This window comes from Pseudoalteromonas sp. R3 (assembly GCF_004014715.1).
GTDB lineage: Bacteria > Pseudomonadota > Gammaproteobacteria > Enterobacterales > Alteromonadaceae > Pseudoalteromonas.
This window is the reverse complement of the sequence record NZ_CP034834.1, coordinates 243,079-267,847: the sequence shown is the minus strand read 5'-3', so window position 1 is coordinate 267,847 and position 24,769 is coordinate 243,079. Positions and strand designations below refer to the sequence as shown.

Sequence of the window (24,769 nt, the reverse complement as noted above, 5' to 3'; positions counted from 1 at the left end):
TTATCAAGATGCGTTATGTGTGTGCCCCCCGGGCGACAGACATTCTGCTTCTGGCCCTGTCCAGCGGCAGTTGATGCAGCGGCGGAGCGTCTGCCAGATGAGCAAGCCAGAACGTACGATGGGACTCTAAAGCACTTGTGTTCAGAGTGTTACGCTGCCACTGCGCATAATCGGCATATTGTATGGGCAATGGGTGCGCAAGCAATTCAGGTAATGGCTGGTCACACGCAAAATGCTGGTAAAAAGCCGCCAGTTCTTCACTCAAGATAGCAAGAGAGTGGGCATCCGCAGCAATATGATGCAGGTTCACCCGCAGTCGATACTGAGTATCAGCAACCGCCATCAGGGTCAGCCTGATCATTAGCCCCTGACTCAAATCGAACGGATTCATAGCATCGTCGCGCTGCGCTCTGAGCCAGCTTTGCTGTTGTGCATGTGGTGCCAAAGTGCGTGCGTCAATGAAAGTCAGAGGCACTTCAAAATCTGGCACAACCTGTTGCTGCGGACCGAGTGTATCGTCCTGAATAATTTTGCTGCGTAACACATCATGACGCTGGATGATAGCGTGCCAGGCTTGCCTGAACGCCGCCAGGTTTAGCGAGCCGGTCAGCGTGAACGTACCGGGCATATGATATTGAGCCGAGCCGGGCGACATCTGCTCTACGGTCCAGAGTCTCGCCTGAGCGAAAGACAAGGGCACTGGTAACTCGGATTGCGTGCGAGATATGTCAACGGACAAACTCGTTGCAGTATCGGCCACAGATACCGCTTTCGCCAGCTCACCCACTCTGGGGCTCTGAAATACCTCTTTTAGCGAGACTGAAAAACCATGGCGTTCCCGTAGCTGACTCACCAATTGGGTGGCCAGCAATGAGTGACCGCCCAAGCGGAAAAAGTGGTCATTCAGACCCACTTTTTCAACACCAAGCAACGCAGAAAAACACTGTGCAATGGCGCGTTCAACGTCACTATCCGGTGCCTGATACGTCGCCTCTTGCTGCAAAATATCTAATGACAGCAACGCTTTTTTATCTATTTTTCCATTACTGGTCAGCGGCAAAGCCTCTACCACAACAACATTGGTTGGCAACATAAACTCTGGCAAAGCACTGCGCAGATATTGTTGTACCTGTGAAATTGGGTCAGTGAGCTCAACCCCGTTACGGGCAACCACAAAGGCGCTGATCCTGGCTCCCTGTGGGTCGTCGCGATTAAGTAATACGCACACCGCCTGCAGATCAGGGTGCTGGCGTAGCTGGTTTTCAATTTCCCCCAGCTCAATGCGATAACCACGCACTTTTACCTGATCATCGGCACGACTGATGTAAGTTAGTTCACCGTCTGGTAAAAAGCGCACCAGATCACCCGACTTATAGAGCTTTTTGCCGCTGGTGTTTGCAAAAGGATCTGCAATAAAGCGCTGGGCATTGAGCTCTTCTCTTTGCCAGTAGCCACGACACACCCCTTCACCGCCCACATACAGCTCACCGACGGCCCCCATCGGCAACAACTGCTGATGTTTATCAAGCACATAACAAGACATAGTAGGAATGGCATGACCAATATTACTCACCCCAAGTGCCAGATCCGCATCGCTGAGTCGTTTAAAGGTCACATGTACTGTGGTTTCGGTAATACCATACATATTAATAAGCTGGCAGGCATCAAACCGTTTGGCCCAGGGTTTGAGTTTGCCTGGTTGCAATGCTTCTCCACCGAAAATAACGTAGCGTACCTGACATTGTGCCTGCTCGGTTTCCTCCAAGTCGCACATCGCAGACTGAAGCGCGTAAAAGGCACCGGGCGTCTGGTTCAGCACAGTGACCTTTTCACTCAACAGGCAGGATGCAAAAGCCTGGGTGTCCTGACTCATTGCCTTACTGATAACCACCAGCTTCGCGCCGAACAGCAAGGCGCCGTACATTTCCCAGACAGAAAAATCGAAGCAAAAGGAGTGAAACAGGGTCCACACATCCCGCTCGTTAAAATCAAACAATGCAGGTTCAACGTGCAATAGCCGGACAACATGTCGGTGCTCTATCTGAACTCCCTTTGGCCGGCCTGTGGTCCCTGAGGTATAGATCATATAGGCGAGGTGGTCCGGCTGAATATCCAGCTCAAGATTGTCGGCGATGGCAATACCGGCGTAAATAGCCTCGTCATCAATGTTGATCATCGACTGAGCACACCCGGCAAAACGAGCCTCAGTAACGCTGTCGCAGATCAGCCAGCGACTGTCCACATCACCTATAATGTACTCAATCCGATCTTTTGGGTAATCCGGATCGATGGGCACGTACGCTGCGCCCGCTTTTAAAATCGCCAGTAAGGTCACGACCATATTGACTGAGCGTGTCACACTGACGGGCAGCATGGTCTGTGGTTCTATTTTGCTGGCAACCAGCACTCTGGCAAGCCGGTTAACACGATTATTTAATGCCTGATAGCTTAATCTTTCGTGTTCATCGACCACGGCAATGCGCTGGCCAAAACGCTTTACTTGCTCCTCGAACAAGCTAACCAGTGTCTGCGTGTTGTCCCACTGTGTCTGTGTATATTGAGCATATTCCAGTATGGACTGCGTTTGGGTTTGATTCAGTAACGGAATTCGGCCAATCTGTGTTTGCGGGGTTTGAACTAACTGCTCCAACAGTACTTCAAAACTCTCTGACCAGTGCTGAATCGTTTTTGCAAGATATAAGTCACTGTCATACTTCCAGTTTAAAGTCAGTGCTTTGGTATTTTCATCCAGTACGGCATTGAGTTCCAGGTCACATTTAATGTCAATCTCATCGCCATCCGCGCGGGATTGTTCCAACACAGTCAACCCGGGTAGTTGCAGCGCGTGTGCCGCACTACTTTGATCCAGAGTGAATAAGATCTGCACCAAAGGATGGTGGCTCATATCACGGGGACAATTTAGCGCTTCGACCACCTTATCAAAGGGTACTTCACGGTGCTCAAACGCAGCCAGGATCTGCTCTTTTTGTTGCTGTAACCAGGCATTAAAGGACAAGGATTCTGTTATGTTTGCCGGGATCACCACAGTGTTGACAAACAAACCTATCAGGGGCGCCAGATCGGGATGATCACGTCCCAGTACAGGCGTCCCCACTACCACCTGCTCATTTTGAGTTAACCGACCCACAAACAGCATAAAGCTGCTCAGTAACCACATAAAAGGCGTTACGGATTGTTGTGCACAGTGGGTTTGAATGCGGGTTGTCAGAGCAGGACTCAGCGCCTGACGATAGACCCGCCCACGCTGGGTTTGTACGGCGGGGCGCACAAAGTCACCGGGCAAAGATTGGATGGGATCCAGGTCGGCCAGTGCCTGCTGCCAATACGCCAGCTTATCGCTAAGGTGGGCCGACGTCAGAGTCTTTTGCTGCCAGGCCGCAAAATCCCCATACTGCACCTTTAGTGGGGCCAATTGAGATACAGGGTCCGCTTCTAAAGCTGCACGGTAAAGGACTGCCAGTTCCCTGACCAGCACCTGCATGGATGCACCATCGGATATAATGTGGTGCATATTAAACGCCAAATAGTGGGTTTGCTGGTCAGATATCACCAATGCCCGGATCAGTAGATCCTGCGTTAAGTCAAATGGCAGGGACAAAAACTCATTAAGCTGCGCACGAATTCTCTGTGCTTTGTCATGTGACGACCATTGACTGGCATCGTACCACTGCAATGGCGTTTCAAACTGTTCTTGCACTATGACAGACACACCCTGCTGAGAGCCCTCACTGGCAACGAAATGGCTGCGCAGCGACTCATGACGGACGATTAATGCTTCGATACTGGCTTTGAGCGCGGCAATATCCAGTTGTCCGGTGAGGACAAATTCAGCAGGCATGTAGTACTGACTGCTGCCTTGTAACTGTTCAATAAACCACAACCCTTGCTGTGCATAGCTCGCGGGTAATGGCACTGAGCGGTCTGCTTTTGCAATAGCTGAGTACTCAGCCTGCTCCAAAGTGGCGTCACGCTGCTGCTGAAAGTAGGCAATGATCTCAGCCTTGTGGGCGACAATTCGTTGCTTCAGCGCAGCGGGAAACTCCCCTTTTTGCTTAAATGCCAGAGCACCATTTTTCTCATACAAGGTGATCCCTGCACGCAATGCATCCGCTATCAACTGCTCAATTACTCTCACCTGTTCCGTCATTACAAAAACATCTCTTCTGAAGTATCGTTTTCGTTATCGTCCTGTGCCTGTTGTGCCATTGCCTGGTGGATTTCAATCCACTGCGCAAGTGCCGCAACTGTAGGGCGTTCAAATAGAATTCTGACCGACATGCTTACGCCAAGCTGTGCCTCAATCAAACCAATACACTGAGTCGCCAGCAGCGAATGCCCTCCCAGACTGAAGAAGTTGTCTTCAATACCGAGCGTTTCGACATTGAGTACCGAGGCCAGAATCTCGACCAGCGTCAACTCCACGTCATTTCTTGGTGCAACAACATTAGCTGATGATGCGCATTGCGCGCCTAAGGCATGCAGCGCACGAGCATCCACTTTGCCATTCGACGTTAAAGGCAGGGTTTCTATCAGAACATAGCGATATGGCAGCATATAGGCGGGCAAAGACTCGCTCAGGTGTGCAGACCAGCCTGAGGCCAGCGCAGGCTCGGCAAGCGTCGCCATATCGGGGCATTCTGCCAGATCCGGTTGCACATAAGCTTCGAGGTTATCTCCTGCTTCATTAAGCAACACCGCAGCCTGTTCAATACCAGGCAACAGCTGTAACTGATGGGCAATTTCTTCTGGCTCTATTCGGTAGCCTCTCAGCTTTATCTGGTCGTCTGCACGGTGACAAAACACCAGCTCCCCGGGGTACCATCATCATTTATAGACCAGCGCACCACATCGCCACTGCGATAGAAGCGCAGCTCACTCTGCTTTGCACCAAAAGGCAGCCACACAAACTTTTCATCACTGAGCTCGGTTCTATTAAGGTAGCCGTGAGCCAGGTTATTGCCGCCGATGTAGAGCTCACCGGTTACACCAACAGGCACAGGCTGCATCTGCTCATCCAATACCAATAAGTGCGTATTAGCTATTGGCTGACCAATGGGGACCTGACTATAGGACTGTGCCTTAAGCGCAGCTATTTTCTGCTTATCACAGCGAAAGGTGCTGGTACCGACTGTGGCTTCGGTGGGGCCGTACTCGTTGATCCACTCAACATTGGGTAACCGTTTGCTAAGCTGAGCTACAAGCGAAACCGGTAACGCCTCGCCACCCACAACCACCTGATGCGCCCCATTAAAACACCGCTCTTCTGCAAGCGCGCACTGCTTCAGTACAGCAGCGACCCCTTGTAGATGTGCTGGTGTCACCTTAAACACCCCGGCAATCTCCTGACACAATCGGTTTGCCAAGTCTTTGAGCATTCGCTCGTCATCTGCCAGCATGTCGATGCACACACCTTGTAACAATGCTGGCCAGATGGTTGTGACGGTGGCGTCGAACGCCAAAGGTGTGCTCACAACACTAAAGCTTATCGCATCGTTAAAATAGTCATGGCGAGCATGATCCAGATAAAGCGCCAGATTGCCATGGGTGATGGCGACACCTTTGGGCTGCCCTGTCGTGCCCGAAGTGTAAATCACATAAGCCAGATCTGAATGTTCACTGCGTGGGAACTGTTCACGTATTTGCTTTGGCAACCAGCTATTCGGCTGATCTATTTCCAACACTGACAAAGGAGGCTGGGTAGCAGCATCGATAACCGGTTTTAGCTGTGTCATGAGCTTACTATGAGTGAGCAGCCAGCAGGCGCCGCTGTCACGAATAATAAACTGAGCACGTGACGCAGGCAGTGTCGGATCAACCGGCACATATGCAGAACGAATCTTAAATGCAGCCAGCATAGCAACCACCTGATCGCACCCGGCATTCAGACACAACGCAATACGCATGCCTGGCTTTACCCCCTGCTCCAGCAAATAGCTAGCCAGGGCGTTGGCCTTTTGCTCAAGCGCTGCATAACTGAGCATACAGTTGTCAGCATCGCGCACCGCAAGCTGGCTGTCCGCTTGGTGTGCCTTTGCACTGATCTGGCTGTGAATGCATTGTGCCGGGACCGCAGTGACCGGTCCACGCATATTGACTAGTTGATGTTGAGTCTGCTGCGTCATCACAGGCAGGCACTGTACCTTGTGTTCAGGCGCCTTGAGAATGGCACTGATCAGAATTTCAAAAGACTCAGCAAGAGCTACCACTGTCGCGGACTTAAATAAAGCCGAGCAATAGTTCCACTCCAGTTCAATGCCATCGCCTTTTTCAATGGCGTTCACTTCGAGATCAAACTTCATCATGGGCTCGGCAGGCGCTTCAACTTCAATGTGCAACTGAGGCAGTACCAGATCGGTGGTTTCATTATTTTGTAGCGCAAACAAAATCTGAAAAATCGGTTGGTGTCCCAGATTTCGTTCTGGCTTAAGCGCCTCAACTAATTGCTCAAAGGGCAGTGCCTGATGTTTAAACGCATCCAGAATAACCTGCTTTTGCAAAGCCAATAGCTGATTGAAACTTTGCCCTGGTTGAATACGTGTACGTATTACTAAGGTATTGACAAAAAAGCCGATCAGATTGGCCACTTCATTGTGTTCACGGCCAGCAACCGGTGAGCCAATGACCACATCATCCGTTTGACTGTAGCGCAGTATCAGTAAAGAAAACACGGTATTGAGCCACATAAACAGGGTCACCCCCTGAGACTTACAGTGTTCATGAATTGCCCGCGTCAATGCCGCACTCAGGCGTTGGGTATGACGCTGACCACTTAGCTGAGCCATGGCGGGGCGCGGGTAGTCCAGTGGGAGCTGATGTAATGGGGGATGGCCATCAAGGGCTGTCAGCCAATATTGCACCGCATCCTGATTAGCATGCTTTGTCCAGGTATTACGTTGCCAGTACGCAAAGTCGCCGTACTGAACAGGCAGAGGCTGAGTCAGTTCGGCTGGCAGCTGGTACTGCGCTTCTTTCGCAAAATGGCGATAAAACGCAATGAACTCTCGGACTAAAATTGCCATAGACCAGCCATCGCTGGCAATGTGATGCATATTAAAATGCACCCGATAATCGTCCTGTGCGAATTCAACCAGTAACACTCGGATCAGCAGGTCCCTGCTCAAATCAAACCGGTTGGTTGCATTGGCATGGGCCGCCTGCTCCCAACGCTGTTGCCGGGCTCGCTCACCCAGTTTAGTCAGGTCAAGATGAGTGAGCGGTAAATCAAACCTGGCGCTGACTTGCTGAACGGGTTCAGATTGCGGCCTTTGAATAATCTGAGTATGTAACACTTCATGGCGTGAGATCAGGGCGTTAAGCGCTTCACTGAACGCGCCTTTGTCAAGCGTCCCACTGAATTTAAACCCGGCAGGCATATGATACTGAGTACTCGACTCATGTAATTGCTCAATCAGCCAGAGCCGTTGCTGGGCAAAGGACAAAGGCAAAGCCTGCTGACGTGATACAGGCACAATCGCATGCACTGCTGCAATCGGTGCACAGTGCTCTAACGCCTGAGCCAGCGAAGCAATAGTAGGCGTTTTGAATAGTTGAGGCAGTGTGACATCGAGATTTTTTTGCTGCCGGATCTGACTAATAAGCTTGATGACCAGCAGAGAATGCCCGCCCAAGTCAAAAAAGCTGTCTTCGAGATCCACATGCTCAGTGAGTAAAATATCACTGTAAAGCTGATACAAATAGGATTGCATGGGAGTCAGCGTCGTCAAATCCAGCGCCCTGCTGCTGGTGCAGCTTTCTCGTTGCTGCGCCAACGCCATCAGCGCTTTACTGTCTACTTTGCCATTGGCGGTCAGGGGGATCGCTTCGACCCGATTAAACTGCCCCGGGATCATATACGGAGGCAGAAATTGCGCAAGATGGTTTCTCAGATGACTGTCTGATGGCACTTTGCCATTGAGGTAAAGTACATGTGCCTGCAACAACGCCTGGGATTCATCGACGGTCACCGCACAATCACGCACACCATCCAGCTCTCTCAGATAATGGCAAATCGCATTCAGATCTATTCGATAGCCACGCAGCTTAATCTGCTCGTCGGTACGGCCACAGTATCTGAGATATGCAAGCCTTCCCTGTTCATCACTTTGCCATCGTACCAGGTCACCGCTTCGATAAAAGCGCATCGGCTTTTTGTCCGCCACGTTGAGAGTGACAAACTTAGCCTGATTCTGCGTATCCAGGTTGACGTATCCCGGGCTGATAACCGGGCCGCCTATCAGTAACTCTCCGGGTACATTGTCGGGCACAGGCTGATCAAACTGGTCAACAACCAGCATTGCCACACCCTCATTAGGCAGGCCAATCGGCACATCCGCATAACACAAAGTGGTTTGTGGATTCTGATCAGGCGTGAGCGAGAACACACTACAGCCCACGGTTGCTTCGGTCGGACCATACTCATTTACCCAGGTACAGGCTGGCAACTTGTTGCGGAACGCAAGTAATAAATCGCTATCCAGCGCTTCGCCACCAATTACCAGAGTGTGTGGCGCACTATTGCTGCCAAGCTCATCCATCAAGGCCTGGATCGCACGTAAGTGTGCAGGTGTGATTTTGAATAAGCGTGGCCTGATGGAATTGAACAGGAGCTCACTGATGGCTGCCAACTGATGAGGTCCCTGAGTCACTATCTCGACCTCCCCGCCACATAACAGCGGGGGAACAAGCGCGGTAATCGTGGCATCAAAAGCCAAAGGCGTGCTCACTACCGCCAGCGGCAAAGTGACATCCGCATCCAGGTAAGTATCCATCGCATGTGATAAATACCCGTTCAGGTTGCCATGGGTGATCATGACGCCCTTTGGTCGTCCGGTAGAGCCCGACGTATAAATGATGTAGCACAAACGCTCTGCATCAGAGGTTTCTGACTCACCAAGCTCGTCATTGCCCGGGACTGAGACCGGATAACCAGCAAAGTTGGACTCCACGTCAAATAAGTCATCCAGAAAAAGAAAATCAGTGCCGCTGTCTATCAGCTTTTCGGTATCTTCACTGAATGCCAGAATCATCACAATGTCGGCATCATCAACAATATAAGACAAAGATTTCTCAGGCGTTTCATAATGCAATGGCACATACACATGACGCGCTTTAAGTATCGCCAGTACAGCAATAACCATGGCTGGGCCCGAAGGCAATAGCAGTGCAATTCGACTTTGCTCATCAAATCCCATTTCCAGCAAACAGTGAGCAAGCTGATTGGCACGCTGTTCCACTTCGAGATAACTGAAGGCTTCACCGTTACAGCGCAGCGCAACGCTATGGGGTTGTATTTCAGCAATGGCACTGAAATGATGATGCCAGCCAATATCGCTGCTGTGTTGCTCGTTGTCGGCCTCGCTATACGCAAGCAGTTGCTCAAGCAATTTGGCATCGCACAAACTCATCTCACTGATGCGTCGCTGCGGCTCTTGCAGGCATGTCCGGAGCAAATGGGTATACTGGCGCGCGAAAGACTCAATGCTGCGCTCCTGCCACAAAGCACTATCGTAAAGCCATTCGACCACCATAGTATCGCCACTATCGATAACAGATACTTCGAGATCCAGTTTTGCACTGCGTACGCCGGTGTCGTTGACGGTGACATCCAGGCCATCCAGCTTCAGCGCTTCATTTACCTGATTATTGACCCGGAAAACCACCTGAACCAAAGGATGGATCCCCAGGCTACGCTCACTGTTCAGCGTCTCGACCAGTGCATCAAACGGAATATGCTGATGGCTCAGCGCATTTTGCAGTGTTTCATTACTTTGAGTTAATGCTTCAGTAAAGGTCAGCTCAGGTTCAATGCGATGGCGCAATACCAGTGTATTGATGAAGTTGCCTATCACAGCTTCCAGTTCACTGAGTTCACGCCCTGCAACCGGAGTACCCAGCGCCAAATCTGACTGCCCGGACAAACGGCTCATCCACAGTGCAAACACACACTCGAGTACGCCAAACAGAGTTTGTCCATTGGTCGAAACAAACTGCCTCAGGGTTGTACTCAGTTCCTTCGGTAGTTCGCAGCAGTAGAGCGCCCCGCCACTGATCACTCGATTTTCTCTGGCATTATCCAGCGGTAATTCATGTACCCGAGGCAAGTTGGCCAACTGACTTTGCCAGTAGTCAACGCTGGTTTGCCACTGCGGCTGGGAGACTAAATGACGCTGCCAGTGCACATAGTCTATGTAGCTATGGATCAGTGGGGTGCACGCAGGAGTGCGGTGTTCAACCGCTGCTCGATATGCCGCTTCTAATGCCCGGCACAACACGCCGATTGACCAACCATCAGACACTATGTGATGCATGGTCACTATCAATACAAAAAGCTGCTCATCAAGTTTTAGTAGCTGAGCGCGCAGTAGCAGATCCTGACTCAGATCGAATGCAGTGTGATAATCCTCAGCCAATAACGTGCGCAGCGTATCAGCCTGCACCTCGTCATCAACATGACTTAAGTCCTGTTGTTTTAACGCGAAGTTAAGGCCGGAATTCAGATACTGAAACGGTTCATTCTGTGCGTTCTGACCATAATTAAAGCGCAGGATTGTGTGTTGCTGCACCACCTGTTCGAATGCCTGCGATAAGGCCTCAATATCTAACGCGCCTTTAATGGTAAACGCGCCTTGCAAATTATACTGCTTACTATGACCCTGCATTTGATCAACAAACCAGATCCGTTGCTGTGCAAAAGACAAAGGATGCTCACCTGACTGATCAATCGACGCCAACGTATGACCGACCAGAATATCCTGAGCTAACAGACATAGTTCCAGTTTTTCAACCGTCGGGTTAGCAAAAATAGCCTGCAACGACAGTACCCGGTCGAATCGGGCACGGATACAGTTAGCAAGACGCATGGCCAGTAAGGAATGACCACCAATAGAGAAAAAGTCATCGTCAGCTGCAATCTGGGGCACTCCCGTCAGCTCACTGAATAAGGTTGCCAGTTGTTGTTGTAATGCTGTACTCGGTGGCGTGTAGCTACGCTCATAATTCAGCGGCCGGGCAGCTAATTGCTTACGATCTACCTTTGCGTTATCCAGCACGGGCAATTGTGCCAGCGCCACGAAATGACTGGGTATCATGGCCTGAGGCAGGCTCTTTGATAAGGTATCTCGTAAAGCGGCCGCGGTGACTGGTGTCTCTTGATCCGCTGCGACAAAATAGGCAACCAGGGTATCAATACCGCTTTGCTTAATGGCGACAACGGCCGCCGTTTTTACGTCTACGAGGGCGGTCAGTTTCGCTTCAATTTCACTGATATCGATGCGATAACCTCGGATCTTGAGCTGACTATCCAGCCTGCCGAGATATTCCAGCGTGCCCTGATGCGTCAGACGAACACGATCACCTGAGCGATAGAAGCGCTCAGCTCCTGTATTTTCGCTCTGGCAAGTTACGAAATATTGCTCTGTCAACTGTGGCGCTCGCAAATAACCATCGGCCAGCGAGGTACCACCAATATAGAGCTCACCCGGCATACCGACCGGCACAGGATGCGCCTGTTTATCCAGTACCTGTGCGCTGACATGTGCCAGCGGTTTACCAATGGGATAATGTTCAATGTTGCTTGGAGCCTGCTCCGAGATAGTGTGCGTTGTCACCCCTATACAGGTTTCGCTGGGGCCGTAATGGTTGACAATGTGTGCTGACGGGTAGTGGTCTCGTAAATCATCAACGAGAGAGGCATCCAGTGCTTCGCCGCCGAGCACCCACTGTTCAATGGCTGGTTGGTTTTCTCCCTGAGCGGCTATGTGTGGCAACAATTCACGGGCAAAAGACGGCGTGATCTTTAACGTATTAACCTGCTGCGTACTGAGCATCTCAACCAGCTGTTGAGGATCTGGCAGCGCCTGCCCGGTTGGCATCACCACGGTGCCCCCTTGCATCAGAACCGGATAAATGCCGGTCAGACAAAGATCGGTGGCAAGTCCAGTGACAACACCAGAGCGGGTATGCGATGAAAATTCAATACACTGAGAAATAGAATCACAGTAACTGGCCAGTGCACCATGGCTTATCGCCACCCCTTTTGGTTTGCCCGTCGAGCCTGAGGTAAAGATCACATAAGCCAGATCACGCGGACTGGTTTTATCTACTATACCCGCGTTGTTATTTTGCTGTACCAGCTCATCATAGCCCCGTACAAGGATTTCATATTCATCCAGCGTGGCTTTTGTATCTGCCTGTATTGCCTGAGTATCGACCACGACCAGGGTGTGACACCCTGCCAGCTGCATAATTTCGATCACCCGCTGAACCGGCGTTTCCTGGTCAATGGGTAGATAAGCCGCCCCGGCACGCATTACGCCCAGCAAGGCCACCAGGCTGTTAACCTGTCGATTAACCAGTACAGCCACAATATCATCGCTCTGTATTGTGTCATCGAGCGCACTGGCCAGACTGGCACTGTGCTCATCCAGCTCAGCGTAACTCAGGGACTGAGCAGGGTCACTTTCCGACACCAGCGCAGCATGAGCAGGTCTCGATTGGGCATGAGCCAGAATTTGAGGTAACACCAAAGGCGCAGCTCTGTGCGGCGACTCTGTCGTCAGAAGCTGCTGAGCCAGTTTCACAGAGGGTAACTGAGCGTCTGACAGTGGCATGCTCTGGTCACCACTAAACGCCTGGAATAATGCCCGAAAGTCTTCACCAATTTGAGTGATAAGCTCGTGTGTAAATAAGGCCACATTGTATTCAAGCTCAGCAATCATTGCCTGACCCTGAGTAGTCAGGGTCAGCGTCAGATCAAATTTTGCACTGTGATTATTCAGCGTGAACAGTTCTGCTTCCAGTGACCCTGAACGCAATGACGTTGTGGGTACGGCGTTATAATTAAACAACACACTAAAAAGCTGTGAGGTGTCGGCAAGTTTAGCCAGCGCATCCTGAGACACGCTTTGGTTTTCCAGCGCCCGGGTCACTTGTGTCAGGGTATTGCAGGCAAGCTCACTGAAGGACATCTCTGCGGTTATCTGCTGACGCAGTGGCAGAGTGTGAATAAAGCAGCCGATCATGGATTCAAATTCACTGTGCTCCCGACCCAGCACCGGCACACCCACCGTAATGTCCTGTTGCTGACTATAGCGATAGAGCAACGCGTAAAACACACTCAGCAACCCGGCAAACACAGTGATCCCCAGTTGCTGACAGCAACTTTCAAAACGCGGGAATTGCTCGTCGTTCAATATAAACTGATGACTGGCCCCCTGAAATGAAGGCTGAGCTTGTCTGGCAAAACTGGTTGGCAGAGCAAAAGGCGTGAACCCTTCCAGCTGCTTTTGCCAATATGCATGCTGTTGCTGGTAAGCTTCAGACTGGACAAAGCGTTTTTCCCAATGCACATAATCGAGATATTGTAGTGGTGCCGGTGCCGCCTGTTCCGACGGTGTATTCTGTAATACATCAAGCAGCTCATTGACCAATAATTGCACCGACCAGCCATCAGCTACCAGGTGGTGCAACATCAGGTAAACCCACTGACCCTGGGTTTGTTCATCGCCACTGAGCAGTGCTGCTCTCACGGGGAGCGCTTTTTGTAAGTCAAATCCTTGCTGCAGGTAGGGTTGCACATGCGCTTCAATTTTTGCTCGGGTCACAGGCTCAGCCACACTCAGCGACATAACCTTAAGAGACAACTCAGCATTGACGCGCTGACATCCTCCCTGCTCCGTGGCAAAGAACTGACTACGCAAAATGTCGTGGCGCACAAGCAAGGTGTTTAACGCCGCTTCAAGCTGCGCTTTTGTTATCGGGTGCGACAGTTTCAGTAATCCAGCCATGGTATAGGCCACTTCCCCACCATGGTACTGGTCAATCAGCCAAATCCCTTGTTGAGAAAATGACAGAGCGCCCTGCTTTTGATGATTCGCCTGCATGTAGTCAATCAATGCCGACTTATTTTCTTTGATCTTATTAAGCTGCGCCTCTGGCACGGTCGCCAGGTGGGTACGCAGTTTCAGGCGGCCTTCTTGCAGATAAACATAAATACCCTGACCATCCAACTCGGCCAATAGTGCTTCAATCGCTGAATTTTCCATACTTACAAGTCCATCTCCGTCATGGATTGATCATCAAATGCCACGCTAATATCACGACCGCTGACAATGTTACTAAGGCGCGCAACGCCATCAGGTGCAGCCGGTGCGCCTGAACTGTTCAGGTCTTCAACCCGGACAGCAAGTTGCACAACACTGGGGTTATCAAAGATGTCACCGACCGTGGCCCTGATAGCAAAGTGTTGATTCAGCCTTGATATCAATTGCATAGCCAACACTGAGTTACCGCCACATTCGAAGAAATTGTGATGGGTTCCCAGTTGCTCTGAATTTAATAACTCGTGATAAATGGTCAGGATCTTCGCTTCCACCGGGTTGGCAGGTTGGCACAGCTCGGTCTGTGCCTGGTGGTTGTTATCCGGCACCACCAGCGCATTGCGATCAAGCTTGCCATTGGCTGTTGTTGGCCACTCTCCAAGCCAGCACAGGTATTCAGGTAACATATAAGCCGGCAGCTGATTTGCCAGAGCACTTCGCAATGTGCTGATAGTCCAGTGCTGCGCCAATTCGCCCTGCTCAATGCAGTAGGCGCACAATGCGGCTTGATTCTGGTCAGTTGTTTTGATGAATACCCGAACATCTACATCTCCCAGCACGTTGCGTAGCTGCGCTTCAATTTCACCCAGCTCAATCCGGTGGCCATGCAGCTTAACCTGATGGTCAAGTCGACCATCAAGTTCAAAGCGGCCATCGGCCAGCCTGCGTGCCCGATCCCCAGTGCGATATAGTCGTTCAGTGTGGTGTTCATCAAACTGGTGGACAACAAAACGGGCTTGTGTGAGCTCAGGTCTTGCCAGATAGCCATTAGCCAGACCAGCTCCACCGATCCACAGCTCTCCCCAAACACCCACCGGCTGCACAGCGGCACTGTATGTTGCATTTTCGGGCAGCACATACAGGCTGGTATTGGCTACCGGCTGGCCTATGGTAATGTCTTCAGGGTGGAAGATTTGCCCGGTTGCTGACCAGATAGTGGTTTCAGTAGGCCCGTACATATTCCACAACGCTTTTGCCTGACTGAGTAACTGAGCAGCAAGTACCGAACTTAAAGGTTCGCCTCCACTCCACACAGTTAAGCCCGCCGCAAAGTTGGGACATGTCGACAACAATAATTGCCATAAGGTCGGGGTAGCCTGCATCACAGTGACCGGGTGTTGCTCAATCAGATCAGCCAGCGCATTCGGATCACTACAGGCCTGCTCACTGGCCAGCAATACAGTGCCGCCAACCATAAGTGGACCAAACAGCTCCAACAAGGCTATGTCAAAGGCGATGGTGGTGACACTCAGCAAACAGTCTGACTGTTCCAGCCCGGGCTGGCGGACTATTGTGTGTAACAGGTTTGCCAGCGCACCGTGGCTTATCTCTACCCCTTTTGGCTTGCCTGTGGAGCCTGAGGTATAAATCACATACGCACGCTGCTGTGGCGTAATTACCTGAGCATCAAAGTCACTGGCGCACTGTGCAATCTCAGCTTGCCTGACATCTAAATCAACAATGTCTATGTCTGTATGCGCAATGGCAAGGGCAGCCTCACTCATTGCGTCACACAGCAAACAACTTGCCTGACTGTCGCTCAGCATCTCTTTTAACCTGGCCTGAGGGAAAGCCAAATCCAGCGGCAGGAAGGCTGCACCGGTTTTCAATACCGCCAATAAGGCAACCAGCAGTTCGGTGCGCCGCGGCAGCGCAATGGCCACCAGAGAATCGGCACCAACTCCTCTGGCAGATAAATAGTTTGCCAGTTGATTAACGCGCTCTTGCAGTTGCTCATAGCACAGTGCTTGTTCTGCGCAGATAAGTGCGGTGTTTTGTGGCAGCTGAGTCGCCCGTGCCGACAGTGCTTCCAACAGTAGTGGCTGTCCGATCGTCTCTGAAATAGGTGTGACTAGCTGCGCATGCATCTGGCTATCCAGCAGACTCACCTTGTCACAGTCCTGCTTAGCTTGCAGACCCGCAAATAAGCGGACCAGCGACTGGGCGTATTGCGCCATCATATCGCTGTCATAGCGCGCACTCAGATACTCTAGCTCCAGTGTCCACTGGCCATTGATACACAATAAATTGCAGCTTAATTCATACTGACCAAACCGGGTGTCCGTTGGACAACTTGATACCGTTAGTCCGTCAAATTCGGGAAGCTTTTGCACTTTATCCAGATTGAACAAAGTCTCTGGCAAAGACACGGCCTCATGGGTTAGCTCGCTGTAAGGCAGGTGCTGATGCTCAAAGGCTTCAAGCAGGCTGTTTTGCAGTTGCTTAACCAGGGCAGCAACAGTAAGGGGACCCGAGAAATCAGCTACCACAGGTAAGATGTTGGTGCAGTAGCCCGGTAAATGCTGATCTAGACAGTCCGGATCATACACATCACTGAGCAGCTGACGATCAGAGACTGGAATACCTACTGCAATATATTGCTGGCCCGTCAACTTGTGTAACCAGAGCGCATAAATTGCCAGTAAGGTTGCAAACTGACCACAGCCCTGAGCTTTGCTCAGCGCCGCAATATTAGGCAGCTCGCCAAGCTCTAGTATCTGTTTTTCAACCGTAAAACTTTCCTGCCTGCCTGCTCCCGGACGGGTTGGTAACGCCAGCGCCTCGCACTGTGCCAGTCGATCAAGCCAGTGGCCTTTGTCCTGCTGATAGCGAGTGCTGCTGAGGTACTTTGCCACGCCTTCAACATAGGCACTGAAATGAACGGTGGCTGGCGCAGTTAAGTCACCACCAATACAGGTATAATTGTCTGCGATACGACTCATCATTTGTTGCAGACTGAGTCCGTCATACAAAACATGGTGCGCCGTAATACTGAGCACATGTGCCTGCGGGCCGTCTTGCAGCAAATCAAAGCGACAAAGTGGCTTACTACCAAACTCAAATGTACGGTATCGCACATCCGCTAACCTGGCCTGCAATGACTGTTCTGTACTCGTATGTTCAGTCAAAGATACAGCCGACGCTTCAAGTTGAACATGCGACAGGGTGTCCGGGTCAACCGAATAACTTAGCAATGAATAGTCGATTTGCAGCTGGGCAACAGCCTGCACTAGACGTGCCTTGTCTAGCTGACCGCTGAGACGTAACACGGCCTGCACATGATAGGCTTGCGCACCTTGTTCTGACTTTAAAGCCAGCGCCAGTAACTGCTGCTGCGCACCGGTTAACGGGAATTGCACAGGCAGCGTATCCGCAGGATCCGGCTCGCCAAAATAGCCCGCTGCTTTCAGGGCAAGTGCACTGTCTTTAACGGTCTGGATAATGGTGTTCACATCCGCATCCGTATGTGCCGCCGATAAGAAGCAATTCCGCCCTTCCCAAATGAACACGCCACGGTTGAGCATTTCATAGAAAAACACGTCCAGGTTCTGACTAAAACGGAAGCGGAACAAAGACGTAAAGTGCTCTATTTGTATTGGAATATTCTGCGCAGTAAAGAAGGTATTGAGGGTATTGGCAAGAAAGTCGGTCTTACGACTTATCGCTTCCTGAAGCTGGGCCCCGTGTTGTTTTATCTCACTCAGAACCGCCTTAGCACTGGCCATGACCAGTGGGTGTTTGCAAAACGTGCCGGCAAAGAAAGTGGTATCGGCCTGCGGATAAGACGCATCACCATATTGCCAATGGCCGCCATCAATGCCATCCAAATACTCGTGACTACCGGCAACCACCCCAATCGGCAATCCTCCACCGACAATCTTGCCATAGGTAGCCATGTCTGCCTCGATCCCCAGCATCGCCTGCACCCCACCTGGGTGTGCTCTGAATCCGGTGATCATCTCGTCAAAGATAAGTGCAATGCCCAGCTCTGTCGTCAGTGCTCTTAATGCCTGCAAAAATGCCCAGGGCTGATGGGCCGGGTGGCGGCTTTGTACAGGTTCAACCAACACTGCTGCAATGTCATTAGCCTGTGATCTGATGGCGTCCAGCGCAGCGTCAGCGCCATATTCCAGTACCAGATTATCACTGATTGCCCCAGTCCTGACCCCGCCGCACATAGGCTCGACCGAGTCACCACCGGGCACATTCTGCGCAAGCGTGCCGTCATAGTGGCCATGATAAGCCCCTTCAAACTGGACGATTTTGTTGCGGCGGGTTTTATTGCGTGCCAGGCGTACGGCTGTCATCACCGCCTCAGTGCCTGAGTTACAGAAGGTGACTCGCTCAAGCCCGGTCAGCTCGCTTATAAGCTCAGCTACCTCGCAGGCATGCGGACTTGCCAGACCCAGTTGCAGGCCCTCATCAATTTGTTGTGCCAGCGCCTGGGTTACAAACGCGGGCTTATGGCCAAACAGGTTAACCCCAAAGTCCATGGTAATATCAATATATTCATTGCCATCAATATCCCAGATGCGGCTACCTTCACAACGTTTTCCAAATACAGGATAAAGTAGCTCCTTACTGGACAGGCGGAACCCGGCCGACGCTCGACAGTCCGCCAGGTGCGCCCGATGTTCAGACACCAGATTTTTTGATAAGGGCGTTTTAGCACAATAGCTGTCTGTGAGTGAGGCCAGATGCCGCTGCACAGATCTGCTGCTTGCAGCCGACGTTATCTGCTTCTGACCAAAGCCTGGGAGTATTCTGGCACCACTGCCCGATTGCGCGCTTTGAGACGTGGCTGGAGCATGCGTCTTAATGGTCTGCTCTGTAGATTGTGTTGCAAGACGAGTGGTCGGGTTAGAAATAGCAAAGTTATTCTGCTGACCCTGCAACATCGCAAGTTGGCGGGCAGCAACGGCTTCAACGCTTTGCGCGGCAGTCGTATTAGAGACAGATGCAGCGGCCTGCAACTGCTCTCGGCAAATGTTTGCAACAAGCTCTGAAGAGACATTCAGCGCACCTTGTTCAACTGCCGCGGGACTTGCCACATCTCTATTTGGCTGAGGAAGCTCAGTGGTGACTGCCACTGGCGCTGTCGCTTCGCACTGATAATCACTGTGTTCTATGATATATGCTACCAGTAACTCTACCGTACTAAGCTCTTCATAGAACTGGCGCACACTGAACTCCAGGCCAAACTCCCGCTCGTAGGTCCGTACCGCATTCATGATCATCAGTGAATCGACCCCCATCTCCAGTAAAGGAATGTGAGTCTGTATATCACTGACGGGCATAGCCAATAATCGTGACAGGGTATTGAGCACAAAGGCCCGGATAGCATCATCACGTGAGGCGCCAACGGCACCTTCATCAGACTCTTCAAAGTCAGTGTTTTGTGCAGCGTTTAACTGTGACGGGATATCCAGGATCCAGTAAGGGCTGCGATCGAAAGGATATAAAGGTAAAGGGACTCTTGGCTGGGTGTCATCACCATGGTGATGAGTCCAGTCAAGCTCTATACCCAGCTCAAACAAGCGTCCCTGAACCGCCAGTAAACGCGGTAAATCAGCACCTTTATTGTGTAATACGTGCAAAAACTCGCACTGCTGTGCAGGGCGATTTTCCTGCAATAAACCGCACAACACAGGTTTAGGACCCAACTCAAGGGCAATATAAGCCTCTGACTGAGACAAGTGAGCAATACATGCAGCAAATTGCACCGGAGCACAGATCTGCTCAACCCAGTAGCTGGGGTCACACACCCTTAGCGCTTCTTGTTTGCCAGTCACAGAAGAGACAAACGCAATAGCAGGCTGGCTATACTTGACCTGTGCCGCCACTTGCGCAAATTCACTGAGCATTGGCCGCATCAGAGGTGAATGAAATGCCCGTGCGGTATTAATTTCTTTGTGACGCACGTTTTGCTCTTGCAGCGCCTTGCACAGGATGTCCATTGCGGTGTTGTGGCCCGAAAACACCACGCCCGACTCACCATGATAAGCCGATACCGATATCTGACCGTCAATGCCAGCCACCAGCGCATCAGCCTGCTCACGGTCGCACCGCGCAGTCACCATACGGCCGTTGTCCGCAAGTGCATTCATCAGCCGGCCACGGGCTGAGATAAGCTTTATCGCATCGGCAAGTGAAAAAATCCCCGCAATACAGGCTGCCGCATATTCTCCAACACTGTGACTCACTAATTGATCTGGTTGCAAGCCGGTGCTGTGCCACAATTTCGCCTGAGCATACTCAACGGCAAATAAGCAGACCTGCGTCCACTGGGTCTGGGCCAGGTATTCCTCGTTGGGATCCTGGTACAAAACAGTAATAAGCCTTGGCCCTAAAGTGTCCGCCAACAGGCGGTCACATTCATCAATGGCGTCACGAAACTCGGGTTGCGTGTCGTAGAGCGACTTACCCATATCAGGGTATTGTGCCCCCTGCCCGGTGAAAAGGAATACCAGCTCACGCGCTGACGCCGACGTTTGGTTTGCCTGTTCCGGAAGGTCCTGCACAGCTGTCAGCGCAGCGACCAGTGCTTCGCGACTCTCGCCGACAAAGGCATGGCGCACTTCTTTGTAATGGGGCATTCTCGCAGTCTGGCTCACCAATGTATCGAACACATTTGGGGTGGCAGCACTTAAAACATCCGCATAGCGGCGTGCAAGCTGAGTCAGGGAGTTGGCTGATTTTGCGGATAATGGCAGCACGTATCCCGCATATTGCGATGCATCATTATCGGCTTTTGCAACATTTTCTGGCCGTTGCGCACAAATAACATGGGCATTGGTGCCACCAAATCCAAACGAACTCACCGCTGCCAGTCTGGGCTTGTTCTCCTGCGAAGGCCATGCCTGAGACCGGGTAGCAACCTCAACCGGCAGCTTTTGCCATGGAATATGCGCATTCAGCTGTTCAGTATGTAATTGTGCAGGTAGCTGTGCTTTCTCAAGACATAACAGCATTTTGATCAACCCCGCCAGACCTGCACCAGACTCCAGATGGCCAATATTAGCCTTAGCTGAACCCAGTAACAGGGGCTGATTTGGCGCACGTCCTTCGCCATACACCTTGGCCAGTGCCGATACTTCAATAGGATCGCCCAGCTCTGTGCCTGTACCGTGGGTCTCTATGTACTGAATATCTGCCGGAGCCACCGCTGCACGTTGCAATGCTGAATTGATCACGCGCTGCTGCGATGCCCCATTAGGCGCTGTAATACCATTGCTCCGACCATCCTGATTTACCGCACTGCCCTTAAGCACCCCGTAAATGGGATCTTTATCGGCCATTGCCTGTGCCAGAGGTTTTAATAAAACACAACCCACGCCTTCGCTGCGTACATAACCATCAGCAGCGCGAGAAAACGTTTTGCAACGACCATCTTCAGCCAGCATCTGCGCATTGTCACAGGCATCGGTGACCTCATTACTGAGGATCAGGTTGACGCCACACACCAGGGCCATAGGCATATCACCAACACGGATCCCGTTCAGAGCATGGTGCAAAGCAACCAAAGAGGAAGAACAGGCTGTATCTACCGAAAGACTCGGACCTGTGAAGTTATAGGTATAAGACAAGCGATTGGCAGCAATACTCAGCGCCGTTCCAGTGCCAAGATAGGGATTACCCTGCTGCGCTTGGTTCGACATATTAAAGTAGTCATTCTGAGAAATGCCCACATACACACCAACGGGCTGACCGGCCAATTCGGCGGGCATCATCCCGGCCGACTGGATAGCATGATAGCTGGTTTCAAGCAGCAAACGATGCTGAGGGTCTATATATCTGGCTTCTGCCGGTGAAATACCAAATAGTCCGGCATCAAACTGCTCAATGTCATTGAGGTAACCACCCAACCGGGTCTTACTCAGTGCCGGACATAAAGCCTGCCGCACGGCATCGGGTACACTGATGGCATCGCGCTTTTCAGTCAACAACTGCCAGTACCCTTTAAGGTCTGCGGCTTGCGGGTAGCGACACGCCATACCAATTACAGCAACATCGGTGTCACCTTCACTCTCGTCAGTCAAAGCATCACCTTGTGAACTGCTTTTTGAACTTTCTGAGTGCGTTGCATTGTGCTCAGACGTAATGTGACTATCACGACTCAGGCGCTCACGTATCGATTCGAATTGACTTAAATGATGAGCCAGCTGAGCAATCGACGGATACTCATACAGTACCGTTGCTTCAAGCTCTATGTCATGTAACTCCATCAGCTCGCCGGAAATTCGCACTGCCTTCATTGAGTCTACACCCAAAGATAAAAAGGTGGCGTCAATATCCAGACTACCAGGTTGACGGTCGACTTCCAGTCCTACGACTTCCTGCAAAACTTTACGTAATACAGCTTCAACGCCCGAATAATCAGTTACTTTGCTGTTATCTTGGGCCTTCTTTGGTTGCGCTAGCGGCGCACGTGAACGCGCCAGTACATCGAAAGTATCGGCAAGATAATGACGTTTGTTTTCCTGTCGTTGAATTTTGCCACTGGAGGTCTTCAGGATCCGGCCGGGCTTGATCAACACCACCTCATACGGGGTAATACCATGTTGCTCAGTGACCGCAGCCGTAATCGCTGCAAAGATCTCCTGCTCGTTCAGTTTGCGCACAGCGGTACGCTTGACCTGCTGCACAATAACCAGACGTTCCTCTCCTTGCTCTGATAAACAAGAAAACGCGGCGCCCCCGTTGTTGTCCATAGCGCTGTGGGCTTCTACCACAGTCAGCTCAATATCCTGGGGGTAGTAGTTTTTACCGCGGAAAATCATCACATCTTTAGCGCGCCCGGTTACATAGAGTTCGTCCTGGTAGACAAACCCCAAATCACCCGTTCGCAAATAGGGCCCGTCATTGTCATCAGCAATACGCGCCTTAAAAATCTCCTCGGTCAGCTCGTCCTTGCGCCAGTAGCCCTGTGCAACGCTTGCACCTTTCACCCAAATTTCACCGGTATGACCGTCTTCACAGCGTAGTTTTGTATTCGGGTCAACGATGGCCAGGGTATGGCCATGCCAGGTACCGCCGCATGACACCGCATAATAGGGTTGATTGTCTGTCTGAGTCGTTTCGCTATCATCAAGATCGTAAAACGTAGCACGGCTTGCGGACCGCGTATTTAACAGCGACGCCTTGCCCTGATGCATGTCTTTACTATCAAGCGTAAGGACCGCTGGCGTGGTCAATAAACGGCCCCCGGTTGCAAACAAGGTGGTTTCAGCCATGCCATAGCACGGTGCCGTCGCCTCACGACGGAAGCCACAACGCTTGAACTTCTGGTAAAAGCGTTCAAGAGTACTGGCCCGAACCGGCTCGGCACCATTGAGCGCACTTTGCCAATGCGATAGGTCTAAGTTTGCCAGCTCATCTTCTTTGATTGTGTCTACACACAGGTCGTAGGCAAAATTGGGGGCACTTGAAGTAACGGCCTTGGTCTCACTCAGCAATTTCAGCCAGCGCAATGGTTTTTGTAAAAACGATGTCGGGTTCATCAGCGCGGCAGGAGCACCGATATAAATAGGGTGCAAAATGCCGAAGATCAGCCCCATATCATGGAAATGTGGAAGCCAGCTCACAATGGGCGTCTGCGCACTATGACCGAAGGCTAGCTTCATCATTTCTTCGTTATCCATAATGTTGCCATGGCTGACCATTACCCCCTTGGGGCTCCCCGTCGAGCCGGAGGTATACTGCAAAAAAGCCAGGTCTTGTGGCGCAATCTGGATATCCTGCCAGGACATGGGCTCAACCAGCTCAGCCCCCTCACCATCGGTGGCAATGATAGACACATTGCCAAGGCTCGCCTCGGCTTCAAATAGCGGCTGTGCAATTTCATAAATCTTACTGCTGGTCAGTGCACCCGTTGCGCCGGCATCTTCAATAATGCTTCTCAGGCGGTCGGTATTTTGGTTCTTTTTGGGTGGGTATGCCGGTACGGCCACAATGCCAGCGTACAGACAGGCAAAAAACGCTTCTACAAACTCAAACCCTGAGTTGTACAGCAGCAAAGCTCTGTCACCTTTTTCAAAGTAGGTCAGTAAGCGTGCCGCAATCCGTCTGGAATTCAGGTCGAGCTCTGCGTAGCTCAGGGAAACTGCCGGTTGGTTGTCTTCGAAGAAATACTGATATGCAATGTCATCGCCACGTGTCCGGGCCAATGTCACTAATGTAGCCACTAAGTCGTTATTCATGCCATACCCATACAAGGTTTATTGAGTAAGTTCCTTTGATCAGAACATCTGACTCAATGACCCTGAGCAGGCAATACAACGCCGTGCCGCTATCGAGGCTGAGTACAGTTGTCCGACCCGTAAAATTGGAAAAAACCAATTAATTACATAAACACAATGACAAAGTATGACCTCTCTGATCACACCTGACCGCGAAAACGCAGCACACGGTCATTGTGGTTTTAAAGGTTAACTAACCGCTTAAAACCGCAAGCTATGCTAATCAACTACACCTTTTCGCCTGAAGAGCATAAAACTTTGATTATCCTTGAAAACAATCTAAATCTATTGCATTCAATCAGGCTAAAATATTCTGATAGTGTTAATCTAGCGGGACGACAACTGAACTAAAAATACCATTCCCTAATGTTGTTTTTATCTTCTGCTAAGCCGTTTAAAAAATCGGCTTTCAGGCTCCTGTTTGATGATTTACCACTTGATGCTATCACAAAGCCCTAAAAAATAAAGCAAAACCAACCACCAATTTAACAAATAAGTAACGCAAATATTACCCATACGCTGAGTTTAAGCAGCCGCACTGCCAGAACTCACATGGCGTTGAACAGCATAAAAATAGCGATAAGTAACCGTTCAGCGCATACGTCAAATGCTAACTCAGCAATTGGCTGGGGT

4 protein-coding genes are annotated in these 24,769 nt (G+C 51.1%); all 4 read right to left on the bottom strand.

All coding sequences use genetic code 11. The features are described from left to right. Positions 1-13 precede the first annotated feature (13 nt). Genes ELR70_RS25160 through ELR70_RS00870 form a run of 4 tightly spaced genes read right to left on the bottom strand, consistent with a single transcriptional unit; the run spans position 14 to position 24,097 of the window. Entirely contained in the window at positions 14-4,168 is a 4,155-nt protein-coding gene (locus tag ELR70_RS25160; protein WP_241566291.1) for an amino acid adenylation domain-containing protein, read from the bottom strand. Then, positions 4,168-4,824, bottom strand: coding sequence for a phosphopantetheine-binding protein (locus ELR70_RS00880; RefSeq protein ID WP_128064428.1), 657 nt, complete (start codon positions 4,822-4,824; stop codon positions 4,168-4,170). Before ELR70_RS00880 ends, ELR70_RS25160 begins: the two co-directional genes overlap by 1 nt. Then, positions 4,794-14,063: a non-ribosomal peptide synthetase gene (locus ELR70_RS00875; protein ID WP_128064427.1), complete on the bottom strand. Its 9,270-nt coding sequence runs from the start codon at positions 14,061-14,063 to the stop codon at positions 4,794-4,796. The genes ELR70_RS00880 and ELR70_RS00875 overlap by 31 nt, the downstream gene beginning before the upstream one ends. A gap of 2 nt (positions 14,064-14,065) precedes the next feature. Next, entirely contained in the window at positions 14,066-24,097 is a 10,032-nt protein-coding gene (locus ELR70_RS00870; RefSeq protein ID WP_054017210.1) for a hybrid non-ribosomal peptide synthetase/type I polyketide synthase, read from the bottom strand. Between the last annotated feature and the right edge of the window lie 672 nt (positions 24,098-24,769).